This window comes from Paraburkholderia sp., from assembly GCF_034668105.1.
Lineage (GTDB): Bacteria > Pseudomonadota > Gammaproteobacteria > Burkholderiales > Burkholderiaceae > Paraburkholderia.
Genome location: NZ_JAXDPY010000693.1, coordinates 1 through 4,807, shown reverse-complemented (window position 1 = coordinate 4,807; position 4,807 = coordinate 1). Strand labels below are relative to the sequence as shown.

General features: G+C 62.2%; 5 protein-coding genes. 2 read left to right on the top strand and 3 right to left on the bottom strand.

Annotated elements, in window-relative coordinates:
* The 3 genes from QOC89_RS30610 to QOC89_RS30600 form a co-directional block, all read right to left on the bottom strand.
* Window positions 1-126, bottom strand: a 126-nt coding sequence (locus QOC89_RS30610) for a PrpF domain-containing protein (RefSeq protein WP_323048468.1), incomplete at its 3' end; no start/stop codon positions are given.
* A gap of 74 nt (window positions 127-200) precedes the next feature.
* The gene (locus tag QOC89_RS30605; RefSeq protein WP_323048467.1) at window positions 201-1,580 is read right to left on the bottom strand and encodes a cation:dicarboxylate symporter family transporter; all 1,380 of its coding nucleotides are present in this window, start codon (window positions 1,578-1,580) and stop codon (window positions 201-203) included.
* Window positions 1,581-1,646: 66 nt separating this feature from the next.
* Window positions 1,647-3,059 carry an MmgE/PrpD family protein gene (locus QOC89_RS30600; RefSeq protein WP_323048466.1) on the bottom strand — a complete coding sequence of 471 codons (1,413 nt, stop codon included), beginning with the start codon at window positions 3,057-3,059 and terminating at the stop codon, window positions 1,647-1,649.
* Between the two features lie 125 nt (window positions 3,060-3,184).
* On the opposite strand from QOC89_RS30600, the gene QOC89_RS30595 reads away from it, so the two are divergent.
* Together QOC89_RS30595 and QOC89_RS30590 are read left to right on the top strand one after the other, a co-directional pair.
* Window positions 3,185-4,099, top strand: coding sequence for a LysR substrate-binding domain-containing protein (locus tag QOC89_RS30595; protein ID WP_323048465.1), 915 nt, complete (start codon window positions 3,185-3,187; stop codon window positions 4,097-4,099).
* A gap of 138 nt (window positions 4,100-4,237) precedes the next feature.
* Window positions 4,238-4,465 carry a hypothetical protein gene (locus tag QOC89_RS30590; protein ID WP_323048464.1) on the top strand — a complete coding sequence of 76 codons (228 nt, stop codon included), beginning with the start codon at window positions 4,238-4,240 and terminating at the stop codon, window positions 4,463-4,465.
* Window positions 4,466-4,807 lie beyond the last annotated feature (342 nt).

Here is a 4,807-nt window from a genome sequence, read left to right as displayed (position 1 = left end):
GCCGATCACGCGCAGCAGGATCGCGTCGCGCAGCACCGGATCTGCAGGTAGCGCTTCGGGCCTGAAAAATACGCCCTTGCTGGTGCCACCCCGCATGTAGACGGCGGAAATTTTGCGTTGTGCCATGACTACTCTCTTCCTAACGTATGGATTCGTTTGACGGTGCGTGCACCGTCGATGCTATGGACAGCGGACCGACGTCACATGCGCGTCTGTGCAGCGCCTACCGCCGCATCGGCATGCCGCACGGCCGGTATCAGACGATTCGTCGACCCGCTTTCAGGCAATGCGTCGACAGCCTTGGACACGCTGTCATCCCGGTCACCGACGCCCCCGGCCATCACTTCGTTTGCGTACGCCGCGTCGAAGCCGCCTTCGCGCCGGGCAACGAAGATCGTCGCGACGATGCAGCCGATCACGTTGACGAGTGAACGGGCCTGGCTCATGAAGCGGTCCGCGCCCAGCACAAGCGTCAGGCCCGCGACCGGCAGCACGCTCGACGAGCTGAGCGATGCGGCAAGCACAACGATAGCCGCGCCGCTCACACCGGCACTACCCTTCGAAGTGACGAGCATCACCAGACACAGCGAAACGAGCTCGCCAACGCTGAGATGAATATCCAGCGCCTGCGAAATGAACAGCGCTGCGAGAGAGAGATAGATCTGGCCGCCGTCGAGATTGAACGAATACCCAGTTGGCAGCACCAGACCCACCACGGTCGGCGAGCAACCCAGTGCTTCGAGCTTTTCCGTGACCTGCGGAAACACCGTCTCGGACGATGACGTGCCGAGCACGACAAGCAGTTCGGTCCGAAAATAGCGCAGCAGTGCGAAGATGCTGATGCGGCACCATACCGCCGAGATAAAACCAAGCACAACGACGACGAACAGCACCGCTGCAAAGTACATCGCGCCAACGAGCCAGCCAAGCGAAACGAGTGTATGGATGCCGTACTGCCCGATCGAAAACGCGATTGCGCCGAACGCACCGATCGGCGCGATTCGCATCACGATACGCACGAGCCCGAACAGCACCTGCATAAAGCTGTCGAGAAAATCGGCGAGCGGCTTGCCGCGTTCGCCGAGGCCCGATAGCACAGCACCGGTCGCGACTGCCAGCACGACGATCTGGATGATTTCGCCCTGCAGAAACGGCTCGACGAAGTTGGTCGGGACAATGTGCACCAGCGCCCCGATGAAACCGCCTGCCGCACTATGCGTCGGCCGGTATTTTTCGAGGCCAGCCGCGCTGAGTGTAGCGGGGTTGATATGCATGCCAGCGCCTGGCTGCACTATCGTGCCGATGGCGAGTCCGAACAGCAGCGCGAAAGTCGAGACGACCAGGAAATAGACAAGCGCCGTGACGGCGATACGCCCCGCCTGCCCAAGATTGGTGACCTTAGCGACGCCCATCGTCACCGTGCAGAATACTAGCGGCGCCACGAGCAGGTGAATGAGTCCGACAAACAGGTCGCCGAACGACTTCATCTGGATCGCCAGATGCGGTGCAACAAAGCCCAACAACGCGCCGATCACCACGCCGAGCAGCACCTGCATGTAAAGTGGTTTAAACAGTCTCATAATCTCGTCCGTCTCCTTGTCTTTTCTAATCTCTTCCACGCCTGCCGATATCGCACGCCGGGCTGTTTACCGGGCCCTCGGCACCGGCTTGTCCGTGACACAGTCCATGAAGTCCGGCACTGTCATTGCGCACAGCGCGGCCGTGTCACCGAACAACTGGATTACCGCGTCCTGTCGGTCCGCGTCCCAGCAATGCCCAGCGAGATCGCGGAACTTCGCATGAAGCAGCCCGGCGGCCTCATCGCGCCGCACTGGGTCGCCGACGGGAAAAGCGACCTCGACGAGTTCCGAAACCGCCCCGTCGCGCGCGGTGATCCTGATTGCGTTCGCGCACGAATGGACGTCCGGATCATGATGGGCGCCGGTGTATTCGGGCGATTCCGTTACTGTCATCCTTGCGCGCAGCGCGTCGATGCGTGGGTCCGCCGCCATCGCGTCGCTGTACGACGCCGCGGTGAGTTTGCCTGTCAGCAGCGCAACCGCCACCATGTATTGCAGGCAATGGTCGCGGGCGGCGACGTTCGGCAACGGCCCAGACTTGACGATGCGCCGCATCGCCTCATCCTGCGTGAAGATTTCGATACGCTCGGCCTCGAAACCGTGCGCACGAAACCACTCGTGCAACTGGATCGCCGCTTCGACGGCTGTCGAGCCGTTGCGCTGGCACGGCACCAGCTTGAAGATCACACGTTCGAGGAAATAGTCGCCGGGCGTGCGGCCAAGCTGCAGCGCGCGCCCACCTAGATGCACTGCTTCGAACCCCCAAACAGGCGCGCGCAGCGGGTCGGGATATCCCATCTCGCCGCGCAGCGCCATCGCGGCGAGCGTTACGCCACGGCTTGCCGCATCCGCACCGGCCCAGCCCTTGCGCGTCCCGGCGTTGGGCACATGCCGATACGCATTCAGGCTCTGGCTGTCGAGCACTGCGTTCGACAGTGCATTGCGGATGGTCTGCGCATCACCGCCCAGTAGCTTCGCGACAACGGCGGCCGACGCTAACTTCACGTAAATCACGTGATCGAGCCCGACTGACGGACCGTCGAGGCGGTTCGACGCGAGGCAGCCCTGAATCTCGTATGCGCTGCGCAGCGCGCGGAATGCGTCGCCCATCGTGAGCGCCGGCTGGCTCGCACGCAGCAACTGGACGGAACGGTACTCGGCCGCGGCGAGAATCGCGCCGAGATTGTCTGACGGATGACCGCCGAGCACGCTGGTATCGCTGAAGTCGAGCCAACGAATCAGCATCGACGTATCGAATGCCGCTTTAGCCGGATTCGCTTCAAGGGCCGTGCCGAGCACCCGCGCACCGAGGCCGTCTGAACGGCCCGCGGTATCGAAGAGCGGCCCGAGCAGTAGCGGCGGATCAGAGAGGGCACCCAGGGCGCATGCAAGCGCATCCATCACGCACAGCGCGGCGGTGCGCTCTGCCTCGGGAGTCAGGCGACTGTCCCGCGCGACATAGTCGGCGATCGTTTCCAATATGTCACTGGTTCCGACACCAGCGGTGTTCGATATAGAATCATTCATGGCCCATATTTTTGAATAATTCAGTCCAGTGGAAAAGCGAATATTTTTCGCCATCCTTTTCCATAAAGGAAAACATCATGCGTCGTCTTCCACCGAATTCAGCACTGCGCGTCTTAGAAGTCGTGGCTCGCGAAGGCGGCATCTCCGCTGCCGCCGAACAACTCGGCATGACTGCCGGCGCGGTCAGCAAGCAAGTGCTGAAGCTGGAAGCCTGGTTCGGGCAGAGTCTCTTTCATCGAGCGGGTCGCGGGCTGCAACTCGCACAGGTGGGCGCCGATCTGCTGCGGGAACTCACGCCCGCGCTCGACCGCATCGAACTGGCGAGCGGGCGTGCCGAGGCCGGCCGCGCAACCGACCGGCTGTGCATCACCGCGCCGCCAACCTTTATGACCTACTGGCTGATTCCTCGTCTAGGGCAATTCCAGCAGTCGCATCCGGGCATCGGCATCCAGCTCGATAACCGGCGCGACCAGAGCCGTGCGCTGCCTGAGCAGGCCGATGTAGCGATCCGGCGTGGCGCGCCGGACGGCCCCGGTCTTTCGGTTACGGCGATCATGCCGGAAGCGATTACGCCGGCTTGCCGACCGGACATGCCAGGCGTGGAGACGTTGCGCCATCCGCGCGACCTCGCCGGCGTTACATGGCTGATGGCCGCGATGCGCCCGCACGACTGGCAGGACTGGCTGGCCGCCGCAGGGCTGCCAACGTTGGAGCCGGCGCGCAGCCTGACATTCGACCATACGTATCTCGCGCTGGGTGCGGCGGCTGATTCGCTTGGCGTCGCCATGGCGCCGCTTTACCTCGTCGCTCACGAACTGCACGCAAGCCGGCTCACCGCACCGTTTCACGACATCACCGTGCCGACCGCGGGGTACTTCGCAGTATGTGAGACGATGCGCGAGGATGCACCGGCCATCCGCGCGTTCCGCGAATGGCTCACAATGCAGGGCGCGGAACATGCCGCCGCGGTGGCAGCGGGGACGCGTCCATGATCGCGCAGGGCAGCGACGCAAGCGAGCCGAACGCTGAACTCTGTCCGAAATTCAACCGCATCCGGCTGGGTATCGCACCCGGCTGTGTCACAGCAAGAAGAGAGGGACCAACAAAGACATTAGGATGCGGATTGCTTATTGAATGAGCATGTAGAAGAGGACTCCTCATGCTTAAAGCTCATTGGTATCGGGACAGGCTCGAGAAAAAAGCGCGGGAAACGTTTTTGCGACTATCCGGTGGCAACGGTGGCCTCCGGTGGGCCGAATGACAAGAGAGTGGCTAAGGTCTCGGTTGCCAACGTCATGCGCTATGGCGCTGAGGCCAATCCTATTGAGTTGTGGTTTTCCGAAACGACCAATGCATGAACCGACTCAGAAGGGACCTGATTTCACAATTCCTGCGGGCATTGAAGTGGCGCCCGATCTGCGAAAAATTATCGAAGATGCCCTGCGCCGGGCACCAAGTGAGACGGCAGTTCGCTCGGCCAACTACATGGGACGGCAGACGGCCGCGGTCATTCGACATCGATGTATCACTGACCTGGTCGCAGCGAAGGCGGCCAGTGGATGTGCATGGTGCGCGACCCGTGGGGACACTGAATCGGGCTGCGCGGGTAGCGAAACATAACGCTGGAGTGGGGGCTCTGAGGTGATCAGTTTGCAACCATGACCGCCCGTCGGCAAACGCGCCCCCCAGATTGTCGACGG